A 24334-nucleotide genomic window follows, 5' to 3' on the forward strand; every position below is an offset into this window, starting at 1 on the left:
CCCGCTCCTAAAGGAATTTATTCTACTGTAACACTCTTTGCGAGATTCCTTGGCTTGTCAGGATCAAGGCCTTTCAGTATGGACACATAGTATGCATAAAGCTGGGCCGGTATTACCGCCAGCATAGGTGAAAGACTCGCCATGGTACGGGGAATGCGGAAAACTTCGTCCGCAGTCTTGTCGAAGTAGCTTACGTCGTCCCAGGTGATGACCAATGTGGACGCCCCCCGGGCTTTGACCTCTTTAATATTGGAATCCATCTTGTCAAAGAGATTGTCCTGGGTGCAGATGGCGACCAGCAAAGTGCTTTCGTCCACCAGGGCAATTGGGCCGTGCTTGAGTTCGCCGGCTGCAAAGGCTTCGGAATGGGTATAGCTGATTTCCTTGAGCTTCAATGCGCTTTCAAGGCTTACCGCATAGTCAAAAAGCCGCCCCATGTAGAAAACCTTGGTCTTGTTGGTCTGGAGGTAAGCGAAACGCTGTATGTTCTCTTTATCAGAAAGAATTTTTTCCGCCTCTGCGGGAATGTTTTCCAGGGCTTCTACCGCTGCGCCAAGTTCGGCATCGTTAAGCGTGCCCCGGAGCACGCCGAACTGAATGGCGATGAGGTAGAGGCACATGAGCTGGGTGGTAAACGCTTTTGTAGAGGCTACTGCGATCTCGGGACCTGCCCAGGTGTACATCACGAGGTCAGCTTCGCGGGCCAGGGTGGAACCCACCACGTTGGTAATGGCAATGATGCGGGCGCCTGATTTTTTTGCCATCCGCATGGCTGCCAGGGTATCCGCGGTCTCGCCCGACTGGCTTATGATGATAAAGATGTCTTTGGGATTGTAAATGGGGTTCCGGTAACGGTACTCGCTGGCAATATCCACATCCACAGGGATGCGCGCAAAATGCTCAAAGGCGTATTTTCCAATCACCCCGGCGTGCCATGCAGTGCCGCAGGCAGTAATGACCACCCGGTTTGCCTCTGCCCAGGAAGCGTCAAAGCCTATCTCTTCAAGGTTGATGGCTTTCTTCCCTTCATTCTTGATCCGCGCCCTAAGCGTATCTGTGAGGGCCTTGGGCTGCTCGTGGATTTCCTTGAGCATGAAGTGTTCAAAGCCGCCTTTTTCGGCAGCCCCTGCGTCCCAGGTTACATGGGAGGTCTCTTTTCTGATGCTCTGGCCTTCTTCGTTGAAGAAATCCACATGATCCCGGTAGAGGACCGCAATTTCCCTGTCCCCGAGGTAGTAAACATCACGGGTGTGTTCCAGAATGGCCGGCACATCGCTGGCGATGAGGTTTTCGCCTTTACCCGCGCCTATGACGAGGGGGCTTTCCTTGCGCACTGCAATGATCCTGTCGGGATCGCTTTCGCAGATGATGCCCAAAGCATAGGAACCTTCGAGCCGCTTCAGGGCTTCGATGACTGCCTGGAGCAAATCGCCATTGAAATGGAAGTCTATAAGGTGGGCAATCACCTCCGTGTCGGTTTGGCTGCGGAATTTTACCCCGTGGGCTTCAAGCCAGGCTTTCAGTTTGGCATAATTTTCGATGATGCCGTTATGAACCACAGCGATCTTTCCTGCCACATCGGTGTGGGGATGCGAATTGATATCCGAAGGTTCCCCGTGGGTGGCCCATCGGGTATGGCCTATGCCCATGGTGCTTGCAAGGGCTCCGCTTTGAATCTCGGAGCCTATTTTTTCTTCCAGATTTTTCAGCATGCCCTTGGATTTGCGTATCAGCAGTCCATTTTTGCCAAGGATCGCTACCCCGGCAGAATCGTAGCCCCGGTATTCAAGCTTGGTAAGCCCTTTGATGAGAACCGGCGCCGCCTCTTCATTTCCAATGTAGCCAACTATGCCGCACATACGCTTCCCTTAATATGTCACGATAACTGCGTGGAAGATCAGAAGATCTTCCCCGGTGTTTTTGATGCTGTGGGATGCGCCGTTGCCGGTGATAATGGAATCCCCCTGCTTTACCTGCACTTCTTTTCCATCATCGTTGACCGTTCCGGTTCCCGACAGGATGAAGTAGTATTCTGTTTCAGAATTGTGCTGATGATAGCCGATGGAGCATCCTGGCTTAAGGGTGATCTCCGCAAACATCCTGGCATTCTTTTCCTTGCTTCCGTCAAGGAGATAGGTAAAATGAACGGTCCCCTCGCCATCCCTCATCTTTTCCTTGTCTTCAACCTTCATTTCATTGCGTCGTATAACCATAATTCACCTCTTAGGGATATTATCCACAATTACTTGACAATGAAAAGCCATAAGCATAAAAAGAATGAGCATGAATAACCATGGGAGACAGCCCCCTCAAGCTTTGCTCATCATATACCGCAGCCTGATCGTGCTTGCATTGATCATTCTGCTTGTCATTATTGCAGGCGTGGTATGGGCGCTTTTTTTAAAGCCCCAGGATAATGCAAAGCCTGCGCAAACTTCTTCCCGGGTTTCCCCAGTCGAAAGCGGCAATACTTTTACCGGCATAGGGCGCCTCAGGCTTCCTCTTGGGGACAATCAGCCCGCGACAGCTATAGTGAGCATCACGTTTCCGTATAATCCCGGGGACAAAGCTTTTTCTGAAGAGCTTGCGTCCCGCGTTGGGGAGTTCAGGGCATTAACCAGCGCATATTTTAAGTCCCGAACCGCTTCCCAGCTTGAGAAGGTCGATGAGGAAGAAATCAAAAAAGCCCTCCTTGATCAGTACAATGGGGTGCTCAGGCTGGGGAAAATAGAGATTTTGTACTTTAATGATTACATGATCATAGATTGAAGGCTCGTCAGCGCAACCAACAGTCATCAGGCGGGTCAAAAAGAGGGAACCCCCACCGCAGGTTCCAGGAGGAGATTCATGGCGCAGTCGACAGTTGCCCAGGTTATTATTTCCATCATTCCCATAGTGGGGATATTCATGGGATCAGTGGTGGTTTTTTTCTACCTGCTCTGGAATCACAGGCGCAGAATTTTGCTTATCAAGGCAGGTCAGTACAATAAACCCGCATTTGATCTGCAGTCTTTCAGCCTTCTTGCCGGCCTTCTCCTCAGCGCGGTAGGGCTTGCGCTGACGATCTTTCTTTCCATTGTATCGGGGGCTGGTTTCGGCCTCCTGGGGGGCATAATTCCCCTTGCAGTGGGGGCGGGCCTTCTGTGTTACTACGGGATCAAGCGCAGCGATAGGGCTTCATGAATCAGGAAGGCATCATCGCTGAAAGCGCCGGGGACGGCGATGACGACAGGATGATCCTGGAACAGATCCTTGCAGGCCAGAAAGAGCTTTACAGGCTTCTTGTAAAGCGCCACGAGCAGGCGATTTACGGAATGGGCATAAGTTTTTTCCGCAATGCCGAAGATGCATCGGATTTTACCCAGGATGTTTTCTTCAAAGCCTATCGCAGCCTTGTGCATTTTGAAGGGCGGTCGCGTTTTTCGACCTGGCTTTACCGCATTGCCTACAATACAGCGGTGAACAGTGTTACACGGAAGAAGGATTACCGGAGCCTGGTTGAAGAAGAGCGTATCCCCGGCAAGGATACGCCGGAACGGAATGTTTTAAGGATTGCTTTACGGGAAGCAGTGAAGGAAGCGGTGAAGGAACTGCCGGATCGCTACCGGATCTGCGTGGATCTTTTCTTTTTCTACGATCGATCCTATCAGGAGATCGAAGCCATCACGGGGTACCCGGTGAATACCATCAAGTCCCATGTGTTCAGGGCTAAAAAGATCCTGAAGGAAAAGCTGAAAGAATTTGCCGAAGGGGGAACAGAATGGCAAAGCATACAGGACTGACAGCGCATGTAAGCGAAGAAATTTTTGAAGCATCAGGGGAAGGGCCTCTTCCTTTTTTGGCCCGTCTCAGAATAAGCATACATCTTTTTTTCTGTTCCCGCTGCGCAGGGGAAGCAAAAAAAATGGAACTCCTCCATTCGGTGATGATAGATGACTTCTTTCCCTCTGCCCCCGCTCTTGAAGATGCCATTATGCAGAAAATTTCCGCCGAGACAATCGATGAAGAGCCTGCTGCCGATGCCCCTGCCGGATTGTCTCTCCGCAGCTGGGTGATCATAGGCTGCTTTGTTTTACTGTCACTCTCCACGGCGTTCTTCGGCATGGACTTTATCAATGTCGCTGACGCTCAGGGTTCTTCTTTCCTTCTCCCCGTAGGCATTACAATCGGTGCGGTGCTCACCGGTTACGGCGCGTTTTTTATCGGCAGCCATCTTAAAGAACTCTCGTCACGCTTTGGAATTCACTAAAGATGTAAAAAGAGTGAAGATTTTTCTGAAAAAACGCGGATTTTTTTTTAAACTCGTTGACAATACTTGAAATGGGGCATATCATTTTATTATGAATATCTCTACATATACTGTAAAACCAAAACTTCCCAATTCATTAAAACCCCTCGAAGAGATTGCCCGCAACCTTTGGCTTTCATGGAACTTTGATGCAGTCGAGCTTTTCATCCGCCTTGATTATGATGTGTGGCTTTCGTCGCATCAGAGCCCGGTAAGGACTCTTGGCATGGTAAGCCAGGAGCGGCTCGTTGAAGTTGCCAAAGACGATTCCTACATTGCGCGACTGAATGAAGTATACACCCGTTTCCTCAAGTATAAAAAAGGCGAGACCTGGTACCGTGGTTCCCGGAAAGATGTGGTCGCTTACTTCTCCATGGAATACGGCATGGATGTATCTCTCCCGATCTATTCAGGCGGGCTGGGCATACTCTCGGGGGATCATATGAAGACCTCCTCCGACATGGGTCTTCCTCTTGTAGGCGTTGGCTTCCTCTATCGCCAGGGTTATTTTAAACAGCTTCTCAATGCCGATGGTTATCAGCAGGAGAGCTACCCCGAGAACGACTGGTACAATATGCCTGTGGAGCTCAAAACAGGCAAAAACAACGAACCTGTCAAGATCACTGTGGATCTTGCAGGCCGCCAGGCTACAGCCCAGGTATGGGAAGTAAAAGTCGGGCGCAGTTCCCTCTTTCTCCTTGATACCAATATCCCCGAGAATGCGCCTGACATCAGGAATATCACTGCCACGCTCTATGGCGGCGACAAAGAAACCCGTATGCAGCAGGAAATCCTCCTTGGGATAGGCGGCATACGCGCCCTCCGCGCTTTGGGTGTCAATCCTGCCGCTACCCACATGAACGAAGGCCATGCAGCCTTCCTGGGCCTTGAACGTGTCCGGGAGCTTATGTCCGAGAGGCATTTCAACTTTGACGAAGCCCGCGAAGCGGTGTGGCCCACCAATATCTTTACAACTCATACTCCTGTTCCCGCAGGAAACGAGCGTTTCGACATAGGTTTAATGGAAAAATACTTCCGCAGTTGGCCCCAGATTCTGGGCATCTCCTGGAAAGATTTCCTCAGCCTTGGCCGCGAGCGTCCCTACGATGACAGTGAAACCTTTTGCATGACCGTTCTGGCTATCAAGTTTGCCGCTTATGCCAATGGCGTTGCGGCGCTCCATGGCGTGGTTTCCCGCAAAATGTGGCAGAACCTTTGGCCCGGCCTTCCCCTGAATGAAATACCTATTGACCATGTTACTAATGGTGTTCATCCCCGTACCTGGGTCTCAAGCAACATGGTGGAGCTGCTGGATCGTTATTTTGGCCCCCATTTTGAAGAAGAGCCCACGGATCTTTCGGTTTGGAACCGCATGGATCGTATTTCTGACGAAGAGCTCTGGCGTACCCATGAGCGCCGCCGTGAACGGCTTGTTGCTTTTGCCCGGGAACGCATCAGGGATAACCTGAAGCGCAATGGCGCGGTGGAGCGCCGCATAGCCCAGGCAGAGGACGCGCTCTCGCCGTATACCTTGACCCTCGCCTTTGCCCGCCGTTTTGCGACCTACAAACGTGGCAATCTTCTTTTGAGGGACCCCGAGCGCCTCCTCAAGCTTTTAAAAGACACCGAACGGCCCATACAGCTCATTTTTGCGGGCAAGGCCCATCCTATGGATATGCCTGGCAAAGAACTCATCAGAAGCATCATCCATTTCGCGGAGCAGCATGATGTGACAAGCCGCATTATCTTCCTTGAAAATTACGATATATCCATGGCCCATTACCTTACCTCCGGCGCTGATGTGTGGCTCAATACCCCAAGGCGGCCCATGGAAGCTTCCGGTACTTCGGGCATGAAGGCCGCAATGAACGGCGTTCTCAATTGCTCCATACTTGACGGCTGGTGGGATGAGGCATACAACCCTGAAGTGGGTTGGGCCATAGGCCGGGGTGAAGAATACGAGGACACTAATCTGCAGGATGAAATTGAGAGCAAGGCCCTCTACGATCTCCTCGAAAGGGAAGTCATCCCCCTCTTCTATCAGCGTGGAAGGGACGGGCTTCCCAGGGAATGGATACGCCGCATGAAGACCTGCATGAAGCAGATTGGACAGTCTATGTCCAGCCACCGTATGCTTATGGATTATTCCAACAAGTTCTACTTCCCGGCGCTTAAAAACTATCGGCGCATTGTAAAAGACGATTATGCCGAGCCCAAGGCCCTTGCCGCATATATGGGTAAACTGCGCCAGGCATGGGACAGCATCAAGATCCAAAAAATCGAATCCAATGCCAAACCGATTATGCAGCGGGGCGATTCCCTCACGGTTACTGCGAGGGTTGAGCTGGGCGCTCTCTCCCCTGATGAGGTTCTGGTGGAGCTTTACCACGGTTCAGCTTCCAATCACGGCGATGGAATTGAAAATGCCAATAGGGCCGAGATGAGATCTGTCGGCCAGGAAGGGAATGTGGTTGTCTATCAGGTAAGGATTGAATGTGCCGATACGGGATTGCAGGGACATACAGTCAGGATACTCCCCAAGCATCCGGCTCTGGTTCATCCCTACAGGACAGGTTTTATTAAGTGGGCGTAGGCTCTATCCGGTTTGTGGACCGGTTAATATAGGGTGATAAAATAATTTTTTTTTGGGAGGCTACTATGGCAAAGACAATTGAAGGAGCTGCGAAGAAAGCACCGGCGAAGAAACCCGCAGCCAAGAAGGCGACAGCTGCGAAGAAACCTGCGGCTGCGAAGAAACCCGCAGCCAAGAAGGCGACAGCTGCAAAGAAGCCTGCGGCTGCGAAGAAACCCGCAGCCAAGAAGGCGACAGCTGCGAAGAAACCCGCGGCTGCGAAAAAACCCGCCGCTGCGAAAAAACCTGCGGCTGCAAAGAAACCCGCAGTCAAGAAGGCAGCAGCTGTGAAGAAGCCCGCAGCTGCAAAGAAAGCCCCGGCAAAACCGAGGGCCAAGAAAGCGGCTCCCGCTTCTGACCCCGCGCTTTAAGGTTTGCTGAATTTGCCGCCGTAGGGTATTCTTGCGGCGGTTTTGTTCTTCTTTGGTACACAAAAGCGGCGAGTTTCGCCGCGGCGGTAGCCCAGTTACCCGCCTGAACAAAACAAGGATGGCAATCGGTGCCCAAAAATTCCTCCAAGACTGTTCACTTCCGTTATCTGGATCTTGTTATGGCTTTCTTCGTTGCCATACTTATCACCAGCAATGTAGCATCGTCGGCAAAAATCGTGGATCTCGGTATTTCTCTCTTTGGAATTCCTCTTGCTTTTGACGGCGGAACCCTTCTTTTCCCTCTTTCTTACGTTTTTGGCGATGTGCTCACCGAAGTTTATGGTTTTAGGGCGTCCCGCAGGGTCATCTGGATGGGTTTCATCGCCTTGGCCCTTTCATCCCTTATCTTTTTTTTCCTCCGCCTCCTCCCTGCAGAGGCTGCCTGGGAAGGGTATGCGGGCAGCGCCGCATATGACGCAATACTCGGGGGCATGAGCACCGGCGGCATAGCCCTGGCGAGCCTTTTGGGCTACCTGGTGGGCGAGTTTTCCAACTCCGTGATACTTTCGAAAATGAAAGTTCTGATGAAGGGGAAATTGCTCTGGGTGCGTACCATAGGCAGCACCTTAATCGGGGAACTTCTGGACAGCCTTGTCTTTGTATTGGCTGCAAGCCTTACGGGCGTTTTCGGCTGGGAACTCTTTGCTACCCTGGTGCTGACAAACTATCTTTTCAAATGCCTTATCGAAGCAGCCATGACCCCCTTCACCTATCTTGCGGTGATAAAGCTTAAAAAAGCCGAGGGGGTGGATGCCTACGATGTGGGTGTCAAATTCAATCCTTTTGGTTCTTAGGCCCGTTCTCAAGCATAAGCTTCTTATACGCTTCTTCGTCCAATGGATAGAACTGCATCAGCACTATTGCAATTACAAAGATGAACGCAGGGAGGGGGCCAATAATGACCCTGATTGCCGTGAGAGCTCTTTCGCCCTGAATCGCATCGGCAATATAGCCGCCAAATGACAGTATCAATCCTGCCAGGAAAACCGAAAAGGCTGTGCCCAGCTTGGAGATAAAGGTCCACATGCCATAGTAAGCCCCTTCTTTTCTTTGGCCGGTTTTGGCAGCATCATATTCGACTACATCGGGAACCATGGCAAAGGGGGCCACATAGCTAAAGCCTACCCCGATGCCCGCAAATACCATTATGCCCAGGAAGAAATTGACCCCCAGGCTCTCGCCAAGGAAGAAAATGCCCATACAGGCAGTTGCAATGATGATGAAACAGATTTGATAGGTTTTCTTTTCCCGATTTTTTTTGAAACCAGCACTGATACGGGAATAAATACCATCGCAACTAACAGCAATACTATCATCGCCGGGGTAGTGATATCCTCTCGGCGGTAGATGTACTTGGTGTAATACACGAGTATCCCTGTGAGGAAGGTGATTGCCACCATGTGCAGGGCATAGGTAAGGAGGAGTATCATATAAGGCTTATTGACAAAGACCGCTTTATAGGTGGAAAAGAAGCCCTCTGTGGGAAGATCCGCCCTGGTGTGCTTTTTCTCTTTTGTGCCGAAAAAAGTGAGGAGGGTTGCGATTGCCATGAGGGACCCGAAGGCAAGACCCGCCATGGAGAAGCCCGTTCTCTTGTCGGCGAAAAGCCCCACTATAGGCTCCACCCCCGCCGCCCCTATGAGAGTGCCGAAGACCGCGCAGCCGAAACGGTAACCGTTAAGGCTGCTCCGCTCGTGGTAATCGTCGGTCAATTCAGGGGTAAGGGAGGAGTAGGGGATATTGATGACAGTGGACGCGGTATTCACCGCCATAAGCGCCAGGGCTGCCCAGACAGCGAGCATTATGGGGTTTTCGATTTGAGGGCTTGTGAAGAAAAACCACATGGCAAGGAGCATGGGTATTGCCCCGAAAAGGAGGTATGGCCGCCGTCTCCCCCAGCGGGTCAGGGTGCGGTCAGAGATGAAACCCATAACCGGGTCTGTAACCGCATCCCAGATTTTGCTTATCATCACCGCTGCGCCTGCCCAGGCAGCTGCAAGGCCCACGGTATCCGTGAGGTAGTTGAGGCACCAGAAGGACATGACTGTAAAGAGCATGTTCCCGCCCAGATCGAAGATGCCGAAGCCCAGTTTCTGCCTGACTGTCAATTTTTGTGGGAAATTTTCCATAAGCCATTATTGCATATTTCCTGAATTATACATATCCTTTTTAAAGTATATGGTATTGTATTGATAATGGAAATATTTGCGCAGCTCGCCATCATTCTGGCCTTTGGCTTTGCCGGTGAAATTTTAGCCAGGGCTTTGCCCCTGGGCATGCCTGCCAGTGTTCTTGGGATGATCCTCATGCTCATAGCCCTTGGCAGTAAGATGCTTAAGCCCAGCCAGCTTGGGAAGACCGCGGATTTCCTCGGTTCCCATATGGCTTTTTTCTTTCTTCCGGTTGCAATTGCCATTATCGAGAATTTTTCTTTTATACGTCCTGTGGTGTGGCAGTTCTTCGGGATCTGCATGGTTTGCACCATTGTCACCTTCAGCCTGACCTACGGTACGGTGAGGCTCTGCAGGGTGCTGCTTCGGGGCAGGGTGTAAAAATGGTTCAGGCTTTGTCGCTCCCCGTCTGCGGCGTGCTCGTTTCCCTGGTTTGCTATCTTATAGGCATCACTATCAGGAAGCGTGTCCATTCCCCCCTGGCAAACCCCCTCGTGATAGCAAATGTTCTCCTTATAGCAATCGTACTTTTTAGCCCCGTCGGTATTGAAGAATACAGGGCAGGCGGGAATTTTATCATTATGTTCATGGCCCCGGTCACGGTGATTCTGGCCCTGAAGATTTACAACCAGAGGGATAAACTCAAAGCCAATATCATCCCCATACTGGCAGGCTGCATCGTGGGTTCTGTCAGCGCAGTGGGCAGTACCTGGGGGCTCTGTAAAATTTTAGGTGTTAACGAGGGCATTGCCGTTTCACTCCTGCCCCGCTCGGTTACTACTGCCATTGCCCTGGAGCTCTCCGAAAAGAACGGTGGCTTCCCGGGCATTACCGCCATGGCCGTGATCATCACCGGGATTTTTTCGGCCTTCGTCTCCCCCATCATCATTAAAACTTTTAAGCTGAAAGATCCCATAGCGGCGGGAATCGCCATGGGCGCTTCGGGCCATGCCATAGGGACTTCTGCCGCCCTGGAGCTTGGCGAAACAGAAGGCGCCATGAGCGGCCTTGCCATTGGGGTAGTGGGGATAATCACAAGCGTATTTTTTATATTTTTGTTTTAGCAGGCAGCTTGGAAGCAGGCAGCCTGTATGCTTGACAAAATTTATAAAGCACATATAATTACTAGGAAATAGAATGAATATCCTTGATTTGGTGGGGAATACTCCTCTTTTGGAATTAAGAAAAATCCCTCATGCCGGAGCACAGCTTTTTGCCAAAGCCGAATTCTGCAATCCCTCAGGCTCTGTTAAGGACAGGGCCGCCAAAGCCATGATACTTGACGGTATCAAGCAGGGCAGTCTCAAGCCGGGCAAGATCATCATCGATGCGACTTCCGGCAATACGGGCATAGCCTATGCCATGATGGGCGCTTATTTGGGATATCCCGTGAAGCTTTACCTTCCGGCAAATGCCAGCAATGAGCGGAAGGGGCTTATGAGACGCTACAATGCTCAAATTGTTGAGACAGATCCCCTGGAAAGTTCCGATGGCGCCCTCCTTGCGGCCCGGAAAGAAGTCGAACAGAATCCCGAAAAATACTTTTACCCTAATCAATACGCCAACGATGAAAACTGGAAGGCCCATTACAATGGAACAGCCCTGGAAATTTGGGAGCAATCAAATCACCGGATAACCCATTTCATTTGCGGCATGGGAACTTCCGGAACTTTCACAGGCTGCGCCAGACGACTTAAAGAACTTAACCCGAATGTAAAGGTGATAGCGGTGCAGCCCGATTCCCCCTTCCACGGCATCGAGGGGACCAAGCACATGGCGAGTACCATCAGACCTGAGTTTTATGATGAGCGCCTGCCCGACGAATTTATCGAGGTGAATACCGAGGAGTCCTACGCCCTGGCAAGGCAGCTTGCCGCAGTGGAGGGCCTTTTCGTCGGGGTAAGCTCCGCAGCCAATGTGCTCGCTGCCCTTCACCTCGCGGAGAAGCTTCCCCCCGATGCAGTGGTGGTTACCATCCTCTGCGACGGCGGCATCAGGTATCTTTCAGATCCTTTCTGGGAAACAGCATGATCAGGCTCAGCGCCGAATGTGAAGCCCTTGTCAGGAGGGAAGGGGAGAGGGCCTTCCCCAACGAATGCTGCGGCGTTCTTTTGGGTCCGCTGCTTGATGGTGATGGCCGGCAAGTGGAAGCTGTCCTCCCCATAGAGAACAACCGCGAAGCTGAAGAGCAGTACCATCGTTTCAGGATCGAGGCCGAAGATTTGATGAGGGCCGAAAAAGAAGCCCGCAAGCAGAACCGCGAAGTGCTGGGTTTTTACCATTCCCACCCGGATCATCCGGCGCGGCCTTCGGAGTACGATCGTGAGTTTGCATTGCCCTTTTATTCGTATATAATACTTGGAGTCGAAGGCGGCCGTGCGGCGGAACTGACAAGCTGGCGGCTCACCGAAGACAGGTCGGTTTTTAACAAGGAGGAGTTGCTATGCCGGTAATACAAATACCCACCGCATTGAGAAGCTTTACAGAGAGGAAATCCGAAATCACCGTTGCAGGTGCTACTGTAGGGGAAGCAATCGCCAAATTGGCAGAGGCTTATCCCGATATAAAGCAGCATTTGTACCAGGGCGCAGAATTGCGCTCGTTCATCAATGTTTTTGTGGGAGAGACAAATATCAAAAAAATGCAGGCCCTGGATACGCCGGTCAAGGATGATGATACTATCATGCTGGTCCCGGCCATTGCGGGCGGCATCCAAGGATAGAAGAGCATGACTGACAGCGTAATTAAGGATCGGGAACTCACCGATCTTACCAATGCCGAGATCGGCCGTTACAGCCGCCACCTCCTCCTGCCTGAAGTGGGCATTGAGGGGCAGAAGCGGCTCAAGGCAGCGCGGGTGCTCCTTGTGGGAACCGGCGGGCTCGGCGCGCCTCTGGCCCTCTACCTTGCAGCAGCAGGCGTGGGCACTCTCGGCATCGTTGATTTTGATTTTGTGGAAGAATCCAATCTGCAGCGCCAGGTGATTCACGGAACACGCGATGTGGGCCGCCCCAAGGTCGCCTCCGCCCAGGATCGCATTAAGAGCATTAATCCCTATATCAAGGTGAACACCTACAATACCATGCTCTCAAGCGCCAATGCCCTGGATATCCTCAAAGATTACGATGTGGTAGCCGACGGCACCGACAACTACCAGACCCGCTACCTGGTGAATGACGCCTGCGTGCTTTTGGGCATCCCCAATGTGTATGGTTCGATTTTCCAGTTTGAAGGCCAGGCTTCGGTGTTTTACGCCAAGGAAGGCCCGTGTTACCGCTGCCTCTATCCCGAGCCTCCGCCTCCGGGGCTGGTTCCTTCCTGTGCCGAGGGCGGCGTTGTCGGGGTGCTCCCCGGCATCGTAGGAACCCTCCAGGCCAACGAAGTGATAAAGCTCATTGTGGGCGGCGGTGACAGCCTTGTGGGGCGGCTTCTCCTCTTCGATGCGTGGAAGCTCAAGTTCCGGGAACTCAAGCTTGATAAAGACCCCCATTGCCCCGTCTGCGGCAGTAATCCTACTATCCACGAGCTTATCGATTATGAGCAATTCTGCGGCCTCAAGAAAAATGAAGATGAAGTGCCGGTTGACACTATTACTGCGAAAGAACTAAAAGCGCGGTTTGATAATAACGAGCCCTTGCAGATCATCGATATACGCGAACCTCACGAGCGGGCCATTGTCAAATTCCCCAATGCCAAGGCAATCCCCCTGGGGCAGATGGTCCGCAGGATTGATGAATTCGATCCCGCCATTGACGCAGTGTTCATCTGCAAAATCGGGCAGCGCAGCGTATTCGCTATCCGGGCCCTGCGGGAAGCAGGATACAAGGGGCGGCTGTTCAATCTGAAAGACGGGGTCAATGCCTGGGCAAGAGACGTTGATGCATCTCTGCCCCAGTATTAGTAAAGTTCGAAGGGCTGAAAATTTCCTTCCCAGGTGATAAAGACAGGGGTGCGGCCCAGCTTGATTGTGTCGTCTGTCAGCATCTCCTCTTTATCTGAGGCAATGTCGTGCATGATCGGCATGGCGTCGGGGATGGCAAGATGGACGGTGCGTTTTATGCCGGTGTTCCAGAGGATAAGCGCATTCCGGCCTTCGCCGCGAAAGAAAAGGCTGGTAACAGATTTGCTGATGTCCTTCCTTTCCGGGGCAGAAGGCATGTATGTTGTATTGGAAAGGTATTCACTGCAAAGTTTGTATGCAAAGGCCCCTTTCTTATAGGAAAAATCAGGGTAAACAATGCCGAAGAAGTTCTCGGAATCGAAATTTGAGGGCGCTTTTTTCTTGTTGTATTCATCAAAAAGCTCGTACCATATAATAGGATTCACTCCGCGCACCGCAAGGCCGGCTATGGTTTTTACAATATAAGCAGGATATTTGTCTTCGCTCACCCGTGTCGGGTACCAGCCGTGTGTCGGATACCCTACCTCGGTCACCCAAATCCCACCGCGGTAGTTGTAGTCTGCCAGAATGGCTGCCAGTTTTTCGTAAAGCCGCAGCGTATACCCGGGGCTGGCCGCGTAGGGGTGAAAAGAAACAGCATCCACATGTTCCATTGCGCCGGCTTCAAACATGCCCCGGATATATCGTTTCGGCGTGCGCCAGAACGCTGCGGATACGATTTTGGCTTCAGGATCAATATCCCTGATTCTCTGCGCGGCTGCCTTGGCAAGGGCAATGAAATGTTCGTCCGAGCCTTTCCAAAAGGTCAAGTTCGGCTCGTTCCAGATTTCCCATGCGTCAACCCTTCCCTTGTACCGCAAAACTGTCCTCTCAACATACTCCAGAAAATACGGCAGCTCTCTTTCTGTCAAATCCCGGTGCTCCTTGCGGTCATCGTACAAATACCCGTTGTCAAAACCGAGGGATATCATTATTTTTTTCCCCGCAGTTTTGCCGTTGTCGATATATTCGTCCCAATAGGAGTAATCCCACTTGCCGGGTTCCCTCTCGACACTGGTCCACCGGAGAGTCGTCCGTACCCATGCTGCGCCAAGCCCATCCATCAGGATGCAATCCGCTTCCTCCAAAGAAGAGCCGTCCGGGGATATCCCCAGAAAGCCTGGCGAAATATGCTGTTCATTCTTTACGGAAAATGTTTTTGTCGCACATGAACAAAGCGCAAGGAATATGCATATAAAAAAGAAATAAGGTTTCAATATAGTTTCCTTTATCCTTGATAATTTGAAAGATACTTCTTATTATAGCAGAAAGTATGAAAAAGAAAACGCTGTTCAGCCGGATATCCTGCGCAATGCTTCATGCAGTTTTGCTGACAACCTGCGCTTCGGTGCCGCGCATTGCCGAAGACGAAAGCGCTATCCATGTTGTCCTTATCGGGCTTGACGCATGGGGAGCGTACAGCGTTCCCGGCGCAGACATACCGGTAATCAGGCAGATGATGGCACATGGCGCATATACCCTTGAGGATCTCAGCGTCATGCCATCGGACAGCGCTCCCAACTGGATGTCCATGTTCTCGGGCGCAGATCCCGGCCTGCATGGGTTTACCTCATGGAACTCAAAGGAGCCTGGCTTCCAGCCTGCCGCTGTAGACAGCCGTGCCTTTTTTCCGGGCATCTTCGGCCTTCTCCGGGATCAGAAGCCTGAAAGCACAATCGCCTACTTTTATGAATGGAGCGGCATGAAGTACCTGGTTCCAAAAGATGTGCCAAACCGCATGAAACTGGTTCCCCTTCTCTCCTATTGGAAACCCGGAGCAAATAAGATAGCCAGGTATATCAAGAAGCAAAAGCCCGGCTTTGCCTTCATCGGTTTTTATGGCACCGACATGACGGGCCATAGCAAGGGCCACGACACGCCCGCGTATTACAAGAAGCTGTCCCAGATTGATGGCTATATCGGCATCATTGAGCAGGCAGTCAAGGATGCCGGCATCTACGACAATACCATCTTTATCCTCACCGCAGATCATGGCGGGGTCGGCAAAGGCCACGGCGGCGAATCAATGCAGGAACGGCAGGTTCCCCTTATCCTATACGGGAAGGGAATCAAGAAGGGATACGAGATTGTCGGGGAAGTGCACACCTACGACACTGCCTCGACCATTGCGAGAATCTTTGGCCTTGTTCAGCCTGATGTGTGGATCGGCAAGCCTGTGGAAGAGGCGTTTGAGTGAATCGGTAAAGCTGGCGCTGCGTTCGCTCAAATCCTTCATACCTTAGAAATCATAGGGCTTGACAATATCCTACAATTCCTATAGGATAAATTGGCATACTTATTTGATAGACTAACTCTATAATATGTGGTAGATTGAAAGTTGATAGATAAAATTTGCTATTATATGGAGAATCATTATGGCTGAAAAAACGATCAATGCGCTGGGAAAGGACGCGGCTTATCAACTGGCGAATGTTACCAAGACGCCGCCCCAGTACGGAGCCCTGACGCCCAAGTGGCTGACCAGGGTATTGGAATTCAAGGGCCTTGAAGCGGGCATTTACCGGGTGAACAAGGTGGTGGAAGGGGATACCCCCCTCGATATCCTGTGCAGCCAGGACCCCAAAAAGGTTGATATTCCCCAGGGCTTCATCGATTACGAGGCCAAGCCCAGGGAGTACCGGCTTAATTCCATCAGTACCATTATCAATGTGGATACCAAGGTCGCTGATGTGTACAGCGCCCCCTACGATCAGACCCAGGAGCAGATCTCTCTGGCCATCGAAAGCCTTAAAGAGAGGCAGGAGAGCCAGATCATCAATAATGATGATTATGGGCTTCTGAAAAACGTTGCTGATTCCCAGCGTATTCAAACCCGGGCAGGGCGTCCTATGCCCGACGATCTTGATGAGCTTATCACCAAGGTGTGGAAAGATCCGTCCTTCTTCCTCGCCCACCCCCGGGCTGTTGCGGCTTTTGAGCGTGAATGCACACGCCGGGGTGTGCCGCCTGTAACGGTGAATATCGGCGGCGGGACTTTCATCGCATGGCGGGGCATCCCCATTATCCCCACGGACAAGCTTTTTGTGGACGGCCTTAAAAACCCAAAAGGGAAAGGCGGCAAAACCAATATCCTTCTGGTTCGCACCGGAGAAGCCAAGCGGGGTGTTATCGGCCTGTATCAGGCGAATGTGCCCGGCGAGCAGTCCAGGGGGCTTTCTGTCCGGTTCAGGGGCATTGACGATTCAGGCGTTGCCTCCTATCTCCTTTCGGTTTACTGCTCCGCCGCAATCCTCGCCGATGACGCTCTAGCGGTATTGGAAGATGTGGAAGTCGGTGACTACTATGATTACACCTAGCAGTTATGCCGGGAATGCAAACCCTGCGGACTGGGGGCTTCCCTCTGCTGCCGAGATTGCTGCCCTGGCTTCGGCTTATTTCCCGGAATTTGCCGCACCGGTGAGCGTGCCGGGGGCTGGCAGTATTGCTGCGCCTTCTTACTCGCCGTCGGTGCTGTCAACAAAGGATGCTGAAGCTTATAAGACCGCTGCGCATTCCGCATACACTGTTCCTGACAGCAATGCTGCGCATCATGGTTATGCTGTCGGATCGAGAAGCCTTGAATCCATACGCGGCGATTTCCCCATTCTCTCAGAAAAAATAAACGGCCGTGATCTGGTCTGGCTTGACAACGCAGCCACCACCCAGCGTCCCCGGCAGGTGATAGACCGGCTTGTGCACTATTACGAACACGAGAATTCCAATGTCCACCGGGGCGCCCATGAGCTGGCTGCCCGGTCAACCGATGCCTACGAGGACGCCCGAAAGAAGACAGCCGGTTTCCTCGGCGCCCCTTCACCGGACAATATCGTCTTTGTGCGGGGAACCACCGAGGGGATTAATCTTGCGGCCCAGGCTTATGTCAAACAGTACTTAAAGCCCGGGGACGAGATCATCCTTACCCTTTTGGAGCACCACGCCAATATAGTGCCCTGGCAGCTTATTGCCGAGGAAACAGGCGCGGTGTTGCGGGTGGCTCCCATCGACAAGACAGGGCAGATCATTCTTTCAGAGTACACGAAGCTTTTTAACAGCAGGACCCGTTTTGTGTCCGCAACCCAGGTGTCCAACGCATTGGGAACGGTCGCGCCTGTAGCGGAAATGATACAGATCGCCCATGCCCATGGCGTGCGGATTTTAATAGACGGCGCCCAGTCGGTGTCCCATATGCCTGTCAATGTTTCTGCCCTGGATGTGGATCTCTTTGTGTTTTCGGGCCATAAGATCTTCGGCCCCACAGGAATCGGCGCGCTCTACGCAAAAACCGATGTCCTTGAAGCTGCCCGGCCTTACCACGGCGGCGGCAACATGATTGCGGATGTTACTTTTGAGCGTACCCTTTACCAGCCTCCTCCCGCAAAGTTTGAAGCCGGAACCGGGAATATCGCCGATGCAGTAGGTCTTGGGGCTGCCCTTGATTATGTGAGCGCCATCGGCATGGAAAACATCGCCGCCTGGGAGCATACCCTGGTGCAGTACGGCATGGCGGAACTTGCCAAAGTGCCGGGGCTGCATCTTGTCGGGACTGCGCTGAATAAGGCAAGTGTCCTTTCCTTTGTCCTTGACGGGCACGAAACGGAAGATGTCGGCAAATACCTTAACACCAAGGGCATTGCTGTCCGTGCGGGCCATCACTGCGCCCAGCCTGTGCTTAGGAGCTTCGGCCTTGAAGGAACAGTGCGGCCTTCCCTGGCGTTTTACAATACTCCGGAAGAGATTGACGCACTGGTAAGGGCGCTGTTTGAACTGGTCAGGAGATAGGCGGTGCAATTTTCTCAAGTATCCAAAGTTGATACAAGCCGATGGATCAAAAGCATCCAGGGCTGGTCATGGATAATCACAATACTGTGGATAACTATTGCCAATATCTGGAAACCTTTCGGCCTGTACGGCCTTGTCTGTATGTTTACACCCATTATCATAGCTCTCTCGGGCCGGGGGAAAATGCATTGCGCCAGAGTCTGCCCCCGGGGTTCTTTTATCAGGTTGTTCACTAAAAAAATTTCTCTCGGGCTCACAAGGCCGCGCTTTATGAACTCCCGCGCTTTTCATTGGGTACTCTGGGGAATGATGATGGGAACTTTTTTAGGCCTTTTCATTTATACCGCTCCCCAGGGTGTTTATGTGCTTGGCAATACTATTCTTGTATTCATGGAAGTTGCCACCGGCTTAGCCTTTATTTTCGGTATTCTTTTTACGCCCCGCGCATGGTGTACCGTGTGTCCCATGGGATTTACTACAGGAAATCTGCGGACTCTGCTTGAAAGGAAGGGAAAAAATGGAAAAGGTGCATGAGATAAAGACGCTGGTGAATCTTCTGCTTGAGAGTTATGAGGATCATGCGGAAATCATCAAGGTTGATACAGGGGATCAACTGAACCGGAGCGTTATAATAGAAACTATTGATAAACTGCGGGCTCTCATTTTTCCTGGTTACTTCGGCAAGAAAAATATTTCAACCCGTTCGGTGGAATATTATGCGGGGGATCTTCTGGAAGATATTTTTTTTACCCTTAGACCCCAAATCGCCCGTTCGCTCAATCACAGTGAGGAGTACCAGGGACTGAGCGACGAGATTATAGATGCCAAAGCAGAAGAAATCACCTTTGCATTTCTGGCCAAACTGCCCGAGATACGCAATTACCTTGCCGATGATGTTACCGCTGCCTTTGACGGCGACCCTGCGGCATTCAGCAGGGACGAGATTATTTCTTCATATCCGGGGATCTATGCGATTGCCGTTAACCGTTTGGCCCATGTGCTTTACGATCTCCGGGTCCCCCTGATTCCCCGCATTATGACCGAGCATGCCCACAGCGTTACGGGCATCGACATACATCCTGGCGCATCCATTGGGCATCATTTTTTTATTGATCATGGTACAGGAATTGTAATTGGCGAAACCACTACCATTGGAAATTTTGTAAAGATATACCAGGGCGTTACCCTTGGCGCGCTCTCTACCAGAGGCGGTCAGGTTTTAAAGGATGTTAAACGTCATCCCACTATAGAAGATCATGTTACCATTTACTCGGGGGCTTCCATACTTGGAGGCGCCACCGTGGTCGGCGAGGGCGTGGTAATCGGCAGCAATGCCTTTGTTACCAAGTCTGTGCCGGAGAAAACCAAGGTAAGCGTTAAAAACCCCGAATTGCAGTTCAAGACCGATAAACAGCATTACTCCGAACCCCAGGAATTCCAGCAGGCGGAATTCTGGGATTGGGTGATATAGCCATGAGTAAACGCAAGTTCGGCAGGGAACTGGGTTTTCATACCAGGGCAGTGCATACAGGCAACGATATTGATAAAGAGACCGGAGCAATCAGGCGACCCATCACCATGGCGAATAGTTATGCCCTTCCTTACGATCCATCGGATCTAAACTGGAGTTCTGCCGGCGGGGATGATGATTCGGGGGCGGCGCAAAATCTTTACACTCGGAACGGAGGAAGCAACCAGCAATACCTCCAGGAAAAACTTGCAAGCCTCTCCAATGGCGAAGATTGCGTGGTTCTGGGTAGCGGCGTTGCGGCCCTGTCGGGGCTTTTTTTCTCTCTGCTGCAATCAGGCGATCATGTGGTGTTTTCCAGTGTCACCTACATCGCGGTGTACCGGCTCCTCAACGATCTTTTTAAAAACAAATTTAAAATTGAAACCACTATTGTTGATACTTCCGATCTTGACGCGGTACGCAAAGCCATGCGTCCCAACACCCGCCTGGTCCATATTGAAACACCGGGGAACCCTACCATCTCCATAGCGGATATTAAAGCTATCGCTGAGATTACCCATTCGGGGGGCGCTCTGCTTTCTGTGGACAATACTTTTGCCTCGCCTTACAATCAGCGCCCTCTGGATTTAGGAGCGGACTTCTCGGTGGAGAGTCTTACCAAATATATCAACGGCCACGGCGATTCCATGGGCGGCGCAATTATCGGGAAAAGGGAACTCCTCGATCCTATACGCAGCCAGGCCCAGGTGAATCTTGGCGGGGTGATTAGCCCCTTTAACGCGTGGCTCATCATGCGGGGCGCAGTAACACTGCCCCTGCGCATGCGGCAGCACAACGAAAATGCCCAGCGCATTGCCGGGTATCTCGAAAGCCTCCCGTCTGTGCGTTTTGTAAGCTATCCGGGCCTCAAAAGCCATAAGGGGCACAGTATTGCTGTTTCCCAGATGTCCCCCGGTTTTGGCGGAGTCTTGAGCTTTGGCCTTAAAGCTGACCACGATACCCACAACCGCTTTGTAAGCGAATTAAAGGTTATCACTTCCGCAGTATCCCTGGGGCACGATGAAAGTCTCATTGTTTTTTTAGGCGAGAAGGACGAACGGCAGTATCTTTACCCTGAAGAATTTCATGGGGGATTTTTCCGTTTTAGCGTTGGCCTTGAAGATGGGGAAGATTTAATTGCCGATATAGAACAGGCATTAAAGAAAACCGCGAGTTAAGCGTAGTTTCAGTTAATAACCAGTTCAATATCCCGTGAAGCTCCCATGTAGCGGCCATCCCCCGGATAGGTAATTGCCGCCCGGTAGCGGCCCCGTTGAACCGGAGGCCCGGGCAACGCTAATTCAGGCGCAGTTTCCGCATAATAGGTGATGACCAGTGTTACCGACGATTTCACAACTGCTGCTTTGGGATTTCCGTCGTAATCAAATTCCTGTATCGCTTCAGCCTCAATGGGCACAAAAGTTTTCTGGATATAATACTCAACCTTGATAGGCTTCCCTGCCTTATAGCCCTTGCCGGCGGGACGTTCGATGCGGACATAATACGCGCCTACTTCGCTGGGAACTTCGGCGGTTCCTCCGGTGTTACTCAGCAGATCCGCTTCGGAATTGAAGTAGGTGATGACGAAGGGAGGTACTTCTTTTGCCGCCCTGGCTTCAATAGGCTGAGGCTGCCCATTATACAGGGTATGCTGATAGGTCGCGGAAGTGATAATGGGCGGATCTTCCAGGGTTTCCCTGCTGGTACAAAAAGTAACCGAAACAAGAAGCGCTATCAGCAGTATTAGTGTTAAAAGGGATCGTGTTGGGCTGCTCATTCTTCTGTATCCGAAAGCTGGGTTGAAAGATACCGTTCCCCCGAATCGGGGAGGATCACCACAATGGTCTTGCCGGCGCTTTCTTTCCGCCCCGCGATTTGCAGGGCAGCCCATACTGCGGCGCCTGCCGATATTCCTACGAGGATTCCTTCGGTACGGGCAACACGGCGCGCGGTATTGATGGCGTCTTCATTGGTTACCCGGACTATTTCGTCGATGATCGAGCGGTTGAGCACCTTGGGGATGAACCCTGCGCCTATGCCCTGGATGCGGTGGGGGCCGGGCCTGCCGCCCGAAAGCACCGGCGACGCGTCGGGTTCCACTGCGACTATTTTCACACCCGGCTTCCGTTCTTTTAGTACTTCTCCTACTCCGGTAATTGTTCCGCCTGTGCCAACGCCGGCGACAAAGATATCCACTGCGCCGGCTGTGTCGTCCCAAATTTCGACTGCAGTGGTTCTGCGGTGAGCCTCGGGGTTGGCGGGGTTTTCAAATTGCAGGGGCATGAAACTGTTGGGAATGGACTGAACCAGTTCGCGGGCCTTGTTCACCGCGCCGTTCATGCCGTCCTTGCCCGAGGTGAGCACCACATCGGCGCCGAGCATTGCCGCAAGTTTTCGCCGCTCCACCGACATGGTTTCGGGCATGGTGAGGATGAGCTTGTAATTACGGGCGGCGCAGGCAAAGGCCAGGCCTATGCCGGTGTTCCCTGAGGTGGGCTCGATGACCGTGCCGCCGGGTTTTAGTTTCCCGTCCCGTACCGCAGCGTCCAGCATGGCCGCCCCGATGCGGCACTTTACGCTGTTCATGGGGTTAAAGGCTTCGACCTTGGCAAGCACTGTTCCGCTTAAGCCCTCGCCCAGTTTGGCAAGGCGCACCAGGGGCGTGTTCCCTCTGGCAGCGGTGATGTCGGCGTATATCCTTCCCCGCGAATCCGTCGGACCCAAAGGCCCGGCCTCAGTATTACTGCTCATGCATTACCCCGTTAAATTGAATATTCGCTTTCCTGATTAAGATCGTATTGGAACATTGCAAAAATGCGTTCCTGAATTTCGACCACGTCCTGGTCTGTCCTTGCCCTGGGCCGCTTGATATCCACAGGGATCCTGTTGCGGATAGTGCCGGGGCTGGGGGAAAAAACCACCACCTCGTCCGAAAGATACACCGCCTCGGAAACATCATGGGTTACCATAACGATGATAAGGCTCGATTTGGTTTCTTCCCAGAGGCGCAGCAGATCATCCTGAAGTTTTTCCCGGGTCAGGGCATCCACTGCCGCAAAGGGCTCGTCCATAAGGATAATTTTCGGTTCTACCGAGAGCGCCCTTGCCAGGGCAAGCCGCTGCCGCATGCCGCCGGAAAGCTGGGAAGGGTACTTGTATTCCACCCCGCTGAGACCCACCTTGCCAAGGTAGTACCGGCTCCGTTCATTCCGTTCCTGCCGTTTAATGCCCCGGAGCTTCAGCGCAAAATTGATATTTTCGACAGCTGTCATCCAGGGGAAAATCGCATAATCCTGAAAGATCATGGCAATGTCATGCTTGGGCCTGTCCCTAAAAACGCCATTCGCCAGGGGGGAGATAAAACGGTAGCGCCGCTTGTAGTCCTCCATTTCTTTCCGTGTAGAAGGCAGGGGTTCCAGAACCCGTTTGCCGTCGATGCGTATTTCCCCATCCGTAGGAGCCTGGAGCCCAGCAAGTATTTCGAGGAAGGTCGATTTTCCGCAGCCCGACGGCCCCAGCAGTGTTACAATTTTCCCGTCAGGGATAGTAATGGACACATTTAATACCGCAGTGAGTCCCTCGGCGAGGCCTTTTTCATTTACTACGGAAAAGAATTTCGTAATGCTTTTTGCCTCGATCATGAGGGAACCTCCTCACTGCGTTCATCGGATGAGGGTTCACGTATATTCCCCAGGCAAAAAAATAATTTTTTGCACATTAACGGCCAACTTTCCAAATGGCGAGTTTTATTTCTACATATTTAAGGATCTCAATGAGGAACCAGCCAATCCAGCCGAGTATAACCATGCAGACCATCATCTCGGGGATCACAAAGTAATCCTTGGCCTGGCCCAAAAGGAAGCCAATGCCCATACGGCCGCCGTAGGATTCGCCAATGAGGAGCATCACGAGCCCCATGGCAATGCCGGTTTTAAGACTCATGATGATGGAACCGAAGGCGTGCCAGAAATACACTTTCCGGAGTAGGGTAAATTCGCTGGCGCCAAATACACGCGCCCCTGCAAGATAACGGGGGTCAGTGTCTTTGATACCCTGATAGGTATTGAACAGTACCGGGTAAAATATTCCGATGAACATCAAAAAAATGTGCATCTTCGATCCTATGCCGAAGAATATGATCGTCATAGGCACCCAGGCCGGTGGCGGAATGGGCGAAAGGAGCTGCCAGAGGGGCAGCACATAGGCGCGTATTTTAAGGTTCCACCCCATGAGGAGCCCGATGGGCACTGCCAGCGCCACAGCGATGCCAAAAGCCGCAAAGAAGCGGCCCATGCTGTAAAGCACATGGAACACCAGGCGCCGGTGAAGCAGCATATCCCAAAACTTTAAAGCCACCGTGCTTAACGAGGGGATAAGGCTTTTGGGTATGATGCCCCACCGGGGCAAAAATTCCCACAGTAACAGTAATGGTATTAGAACGGTGAGAAATTCCAGGGAGAAAAAATTCCCCAGAGAATTTTTAAAAAAGCCTCCGAGTTCATACAGAACGCGGCGGATACCCCTGGTTTCGTATTGTACTTGCTGGTTAATCATTTTTGTTCCACTATTCTACAAAGAGATTA

Annotated in this window: 26 protein-coding genes and 1 pseudogene; 19 read left to right on the top strand and 8 right to left on the bottom strand. The window is 51.9% G+C overall.

Annotation, left to right across the window (positions count from 1 at the left end; all coding sequences use genetic code 11):
* Positions 1–17 precede the first annotated feature (17 nt).
* Together glmS and TREAZ_RS03315 are read right to left on the bottom strand one after the other, a co-directional pair.
* Positions 18–1859 carry a glutamine--fructose-6-phosphate transaminase (isomerizing) gene (glmS, locus tag TREAZ_RS03310; protein WP_015710392.1) on the bottom strand — a complete coding sequence of 614 codons (1842 nt, stop codon included), beginning with the start codon at positions 1857–1859 and terminating at the stop codon, positions 18–20.
* Between the two features lie 9 nt (positions 1860–1868).
* On the bottom strand, positions 1869–2213 hold the full coding sequence (locus TREAZ_RS03315) for a cupin domain-containing protein (RefSeq protein WP_043922786.1): 345 nt from the start codon (positions 2211–2213) through the stop codon (positions 1869–1871).
* Positions 2214–2283: 70 nt separating this feature from the next.
* On the opposite strand from TREAZ_RS03315, the gene TREAZ_RS03320 reads away from it, so the two are divergent.
* From TREAZ_RS03320 to TREAZ_RS03350, 7 genes are all read left to right on the top strand, one after another.
* Positions 2284–2769: a flagellar basal body-associated FliL family protein gene (locus TREAZ_RS03320; protein WP_148257655.1), complete on the top strand. Its 486-nt coding sequence runs from the start codon at positions 2284–2286 to the stop codon at positions 2767–2769.
* A 78-nt stretch (positions 2770–2847) separates the two neighbouring features.
* On the top strand, positions 2848–3183 hold the full coding sequence (locus TREAZ_RS03325) for a DUF6249 domain-containing protein (protein ID WP_015710396.1): 336 nt from the start codon (positions 2848–2850) through the stop codon (positions 3181–3183).
* Entirely contained in the window at positions 3180–3782 is a 603-nt protein-coding gene (locus tag TREAZ_RS03330) for an RNA polymerase sigma factor (RefSeq protein WP_015710397.1), read from the top strand. Before TREAZ_RS03325 ends, TREAZ_RS03330 begins: the two co-directional genes overlap by 4 nt.
* Positions 3761–4249: a hypothetical protein gene (locus tag TREAZ_RS03335; RefSeq protein WP_015710398.1), complete on the top strand. Its 489-nt coding sequence runs from the start codon at positions 3761–3763 to the stop codon at positions 4247–4249. The genes TREAZ_RS03330 and TREAZ_RS03335 overlap by 22 nt, the downstream gene beginning before the upstream one ends.
* Before the next feature lie 91 nt (positions 4250–4340).
* The gene (gene glgP, locus TREAZ_RS03340) at positions 4341–6881 is read left to right on the top strand and encodes an alpha-glucan family phosphorylase (protein ID WP_015710399.1); all 2541 of its coding nucleotides are present in this window, start codon (positions 4341–4343) and stop codon (positions 6879–6881) included.
* 65 nt (positions 6882–6946) lie between these two features.
* On the top strand, positions 6947–7291 hold the full coding sequence (locus tag TREAZ_RS03345) for a hypothetical protein (RefSeq protein WP_043922790.1): 345 nt from the start codon (positions 6947–6949) through the stop codon (positions 7289–7291).
* 179 nt (positions 7292–7470) lie between these two features.
* Positions 7471–8145, top strand: coding sequence for a queuosine precursor transporter (locus tag TREAZ_RS03350; RefSeq protein ID WP_043923260.1), 675 nt, complete (start codon positions 7471–7473; stop codon positions 8143–8145).
* On the opposite strand, the pseudogene TREAZ_RS03355 reads toward TREAZ_RS03350, so the two are convergent.
* Positions 8126–9480: pseudogene (locus TREAZ_RS03355) on the bottom strand (MFS transporter). The gene TREAZ_RS03350 and the pseudogene TREAZ_RS03355 overlap by 20 nt on opposite strands.
* A 66-nt stretch (positions 9481–9546) precedes the next feature.
* Here TREAZ_RS03355 and TREAZ_RS03360 point away from each other — a divergent pair.
* From TREAZ_RS03360 to moeB, 6 genes are all read left to right on the top strand, one after another.
* A complete protein-coding gene (locus tag TREAZ_RS03360; protein ID WP_015710402.1) occupies positions 9547–9903 on the top strand; it encodes a CidA/LrgA family protein in 357 nt (118 codons plus the stop codon).
* Between the two features lie 2 nt (positions 9904–9905).
* On the top strand, positions 9906–10586 hold the full coding sequence (locus TREAZ_RS03365; RefSeq protein ID WP_015710403.1) for an LrgB family protein: 681 nt from the start codon (positions 9906–9908) through the stop codon (positions 10584–10586).
* Positions 10587–10659: 73 nt separating this feature from the next.
* Positions 10660–11553 carry a PLP-dependent cysteine synthase family protein gene (locus tag TREAZ_RS03370; protein ID WP_015710404.1) on the top strand — a complete coding sequence of 298 codons (894 nt, stop codon included), beginning with the start codon at positions 10660–10662 and terminating at the stop codon, positions 11551–11553.
* Positions 11550–11975, top strand: coding sequence for a M67 family metallopeptidase (locus tag TREAZ_RS03375; RefSeq protein ID WP_015710405.1), 426 nt, complete (start codon positions 11550–11552; stop codon positions 11973–11975). The genes TREAZ_RS03370 and TREAZ_RS03375 overlap by 4 nt, the downstream gene beginning before the upstream one ends.
* Positions 11966–12244: a MoaD/ThiS family protein gene (locus TREAZ_RS03380; RefSeq protein WP_015710406.1), complete on the top strand. Its 279-nt coding sequence runs from the start codon at positions 11966–11968 to the stop codon at positions 12242–12244. The genes TREAZ_RS03375 and TREAZ_RS03380 overlap by 10 nt, the downstream gene beginning before the upstream one ends.
* A 6-nt stretch (positions 12245–12250) precedes the next feature.
* Complete coding sequence (gene moeB, locus TREAZ_RS03385) at positions 12251–13423, top strand: molybdopterin-synthase adenylyltransferase MoeB (RefSeq protein ID WP_015710407.1); 1173 nt, start codon at positions 12251–12253, stop codon at positions 13421–13423.
* On the opposite strand, the gene TREAZ_RS03390 is transcribed toward moeB, so the two are convergent.
* Positions 13420–14526 carry a glycoside hydrolase family protein gene (locus tag TREAZ_RS03390; RefSeq protein WP_148257657.1) on the bottom strand — a complete coding sequence of 369 codons (1107 nt, stop codon included), beginning with the start codon at positions 14524–14526 and terminating at the stop codon, positions 13420–13422. The two genes, moeB and TREAZ_RS03390, sit on opposite strands and share 4 nt — an antisense overlap.
* A 209-nt stretch (positions 14527–14735) precedes the next feature.
* Here TREAZ_RS03390 and TREAZ_RS03395 point away from each other — a divergent pair, with 209 nt between their 5' ends.
* The 6 genes from TREAZ_RS03395 to TREAZ_RS03420 all read left to right on the top strand — a co-directional run bounded on the left by TREAZ_RS03395 (position 14736) and on the right by TREAZ_RS03420 (position 20929).
* Positions 14736–15659, top strand: a complete 924-nt coding sequence (locus TREAZ_RS03395; protein ID WP_015710409.1) for an alkaline phosphatase family protein — start codon at positions 14736–14738, stop codon at positions 15657–15659.
* A gap of 178 nt (positions 15660–15837) precedes the next feature.
* Positions 15838–16779, top strand: coding sequence for a family 2A encapsulin nanocompartment shell protein (locus tag TREAZ_RS03400; RefSeq protein WP_015710410.1), 942 nt, complete (start codon positions 15838–15840; stop codon positions 16777–16779).
* Entirely contained in the window at positions 16766–18241 is a 1476-nt protein-coding gene (locus TREAZ_RS03405; RefSeq protein WP_015710411.1) for a cysteine desulfurase, read from the top strand. Before TREAZ_RS03400 ends, TREAZ_RS03405 begins: the two co-directional genes overlap by 14 nt.
* Before the next feature lie 3 nt (positions 18242–18244).
* A complete protein-coding gene (locus TREAZ_RS03410; protein ID WP_043922792.1) occupies positions 18245–18775 on the top strand; it encodes a 4Fe-4S binding protein in 531 nt (176 codons plus the stop codon).
* Positions 18759–19712: a serine O-acetyltransferase EpsC gene (epsC, locus tag TREAZ_RS03415; RefSeq protein WP_015710414.1), complete on the top strand. Its 954-nt coding sequence runs from the start codon at positions 18759–18761 to the stop codon at positions 19710–19712. The genes TREAZ_RS03410 and epsC overlap by 17 nt, the downstream gene beginning before the upstream one ends.
* 2 nt (positions 19713–19714) lie before the next feature.
* Positions 19715–20929 carry a trans-sulfuration enzyme family protein gene (locus TREAZ_RS03420; protein ID WP_043922793.1) on the top strand — a complete coding sequence of 405 codons (1215 nt, stop codon included), beginning with the start codon at positions 19715–19717 and terminating at the stop codon, positions 20927–20929.
* Positions 20930–20937: 8 nt separating this feature from the next.
* Here the strand turns inward: TREAZ_RS03420 and TREAZ_RS03425 are convergent, their stop codons facing one another.
* From TREAZ_RS03425 to TREAZ_RS03440, 4 genes are all read right to left on the bottom strand, one after another.
* The gene (locus TREAZ_RS03425) at positions 20938–21528 is read right to left on the bottom strand and encodes a hypothetical protein (protein WP_015710416.1); all 591 of its coding nucleotides are present in this window, start codon (positions 21526–21528) and stop codon (positions 20938–20940) included.
* Entirely contained in the window at positions 21525–22502 is a 978-nt protein-coding gene (gene cysK, locus TREAZ_RS03430; RefSeq protein ID WP_015710417.1) for a cysteine synthase A, read from the bottom strand. The genes TREAZ_RS03425 and cysK overlap by 4 nt, the downstream gene beginning before the upstream one ends.
* Before the next feature lie 11 nt (positions 22503–22513).
* The gene (locus tag TREAZ_RS03435; protein WP_015710418.1) at positions 22514–23392 is read right to left on the bottom strand and encodes an ABC transporter ATP-binding protein; all 879 of its coding nucleotides are present in this window, start codon (positions 23390–23392) and stop codon (positions 22514–22516) included.
* Between the two features lie 76 nt (positions 23393–23468).
* Positions 23469–24305 carry an ABC transporter permease gene (locus tag TREAZ_RS03440; RefSeq protein ID WP_015710419.1) on the bottom strand — a complete coding sequence of 279 codons (837 nt, stop codon included), beginning with the start codon at positions 24303–24305 and terminating at the stop codon, positions 23469–23471.
* Between the last annotated feature and the right edge of the window lie 29 nt (positions 24306–24334).

It is taken from the genome of Leadbettera azotonutricia ZAS-9 (assembly GCF_000214355.1).
Taxonomy (GTDB): domain Bacteria; phylum Spirochaetota; class Spirochaetia; order Treponematales; family Breznakiellaceae; genus Leadbettera; species Leadbettera azotonutricia.

What these genes read in the sequence shown, in the direction of transcription:
- glmS (WP_015710392.1), bottom strand. Translation starts at nt 1,859, where the DNA reads ATGTGCGGCATAGTTGGCTACATTGGAAATGAAGAGGCGGCGCCGGTT.
- TREAZ_RS03315 (WP_043922786.1), bottom strand. Translation starts at nt 2,213, where the DNA reads ATGGTTATACGACGCAATGAAATGAAGGTTGAAGACAAGGAAAAGATG.
- TREAZ_RS03320 (WP_148257655.1), top strand. Translation starts at nt 2,284, where the DNA reads ATGAATAACCATGGGAGACAGCCCCCTCAAGCTTTGCTCATCATATAC.
- TREAZ_RS03325 (WP_015710396.1), top strand. Translation starts at nt 2,848, where the DNA reads ATGGCGCAGTCGACAGTTGCCCAGGTTATTATTTCCATCATTCCCATA.
- TREAZ_RS03330 (WP_015710397.1), top strand. Translation starts at nt 3,180, where the DNA reads ATGAATCAGGAAGGCATCATCGCTGAAAGCGCCGGGGACGGCGATGAC.
- TREAZ_RS03335 (WP_015710398.1), top strand. Translation starts at nt 3,761, where the DNA reads ATGGCAAAGCATACAGGACTGACAGCGCATGTAAGCGAAGAAATTTTT.
- glgP (WP_015710399.1), top strand. Translation starts at nt 4,341, where the DNA reads ATGAATATCTCTACATATACTGTAAAACCAAAACTTCCCAATTCATTA.
- TREAZ_RS03345 (WP_043922790.1), top strand. Translation starts at nt 6,947, where the DNA reads ATGGCAAAGACAATTGAAGGAGCTGCGAAGAAAGCACCGGCGAAGAAA.
- TREAZ_RS03350 (WP_043923260.1), top strand. Translation starts at nt 7,471, where the DNA reads ATGGCTTTCTTCGTTGCCATACTTATCACCAGCAATGTAGCATCGTCG.
- TREAZ_RS03360 (WP_015710402.1), top strand. Translation starts at nt 9,547, where the DNA reads ATGGAAATATTTGCGCAGCTCGCCATCATTCTGGCCTTTGGCTTTGCC.
- TREAZ_RS03365 (WP_015710403.1), top strand. Translation starts at nt 9,906, where the DNA reads ATGGTTCAGGCTTTGTCGCTCCCCGTCTGCGGCGTGCTCGTTTCCCTG.
- TREAZ_RS03370 (WP_015710404.1), top strand. Translation starts at nt 10,660, where the DNA reads ATGAATATCCTTGATTTGGTGGGGAATACTCCTCTTTTGGAATTAAGA.
- TREAZ_RS03375 (WP_015710405.1), top strand. Translation starts at nt 11,550, where the DNA reads ATGATCAGGCTCAGCGCCGAATGTGAAGCCCTTGTCAGGAGGGAAGGG.
- TREAZ_RS03380 (WP_015710406.1), top strand. Translation starts at nt 11,966, where the DNA reads ATGCCGGTAATACAAATACCCACCGCATTGAGAAGCTTTACAGAGAGG.
- moeB (WP_015710407.1), top strand. Translation starts at nt 12,251, where the DNA reads ATGACTGACAGCGTAATTAAGGATCGGGAACTCACCGATCTTACCAAT.
- TREAZ_RS03390 (WP_148257657.1), bottom strand. Translation starts at nt 14,526, where the DNA reads ATGGATGGGCTTGGCGCAGCATGGGTACGGACGACTCTCCGGTGGACC.
- TREAZ_RS03395 (WP_015710409.1), top strand. Translation starts at nt 14,736, where the DNA reads ATGAAAAAGAAAACGCTGTTCAGCCGGATATCCTGCGCAATGCTTCAT.
- TREAZ_RS03400 (WP_015710410.1), top strand. Translation starts at nt 15,838, where the DNA reads ATGGCTGAAAAAACGATCAATGCGCTGGGAAAGGACGCGGCTTATCAA.
- TREAZ_RS03405 (WP_015710411.1), top strand. Translation starts at nt 16,766, where the DNA reads ATGATTACACCTAGCAGTTATGCCGGGAATGCAAACCCTGCGGACTGG.
- epsC (WP_015710414.1), top strand. Translation starts at nt 18,759, where the DNA reads ATGGAAAAGGTGCATGAGATAAAGACGCTGGTGAATCTTCTGCTTGAG.
- TREAZ_RS03420 (WP_043922793.1), top strand. Translation starts at nt 19,715, where the DNA reads ATGAGTAAACGCAAGTTCGGCAGGGAACTGGGTTTTCATACCAGGGCA.
- TREAZ_RS03425 (WP_015710416.1), bottom strand. Translation starts at nt 21,528, where the DNA reads ATGAGCAGCCCAACACGATCCCTTTTAACACTAATACTGCTGATAGCG.
- cysK (WP_015710417.1), bottom strand. Translation starts at nt 22,502, where the DNA reads ATGAGCAGTAATACTGAGGCCGGGCCTTTGGGTCCGACGGATTCGCGG.
- TREAZ_RS03435 (WP_015710418.1), bottom strand. Translation starts at nt 23,392, where the DNA reads ATGATCGAGGCAAAAAGCATTACGAAATTCTTTTCCGTAGTAAATGAA.
- TREAZ_RS03440 (WP_015710419.1), bottom strand. Translation starts at nt 24,305, where the DNA reads ATGATTAACCAGCAAGTACAATACGAAACCAGGGGTATCCGCCGCGTT.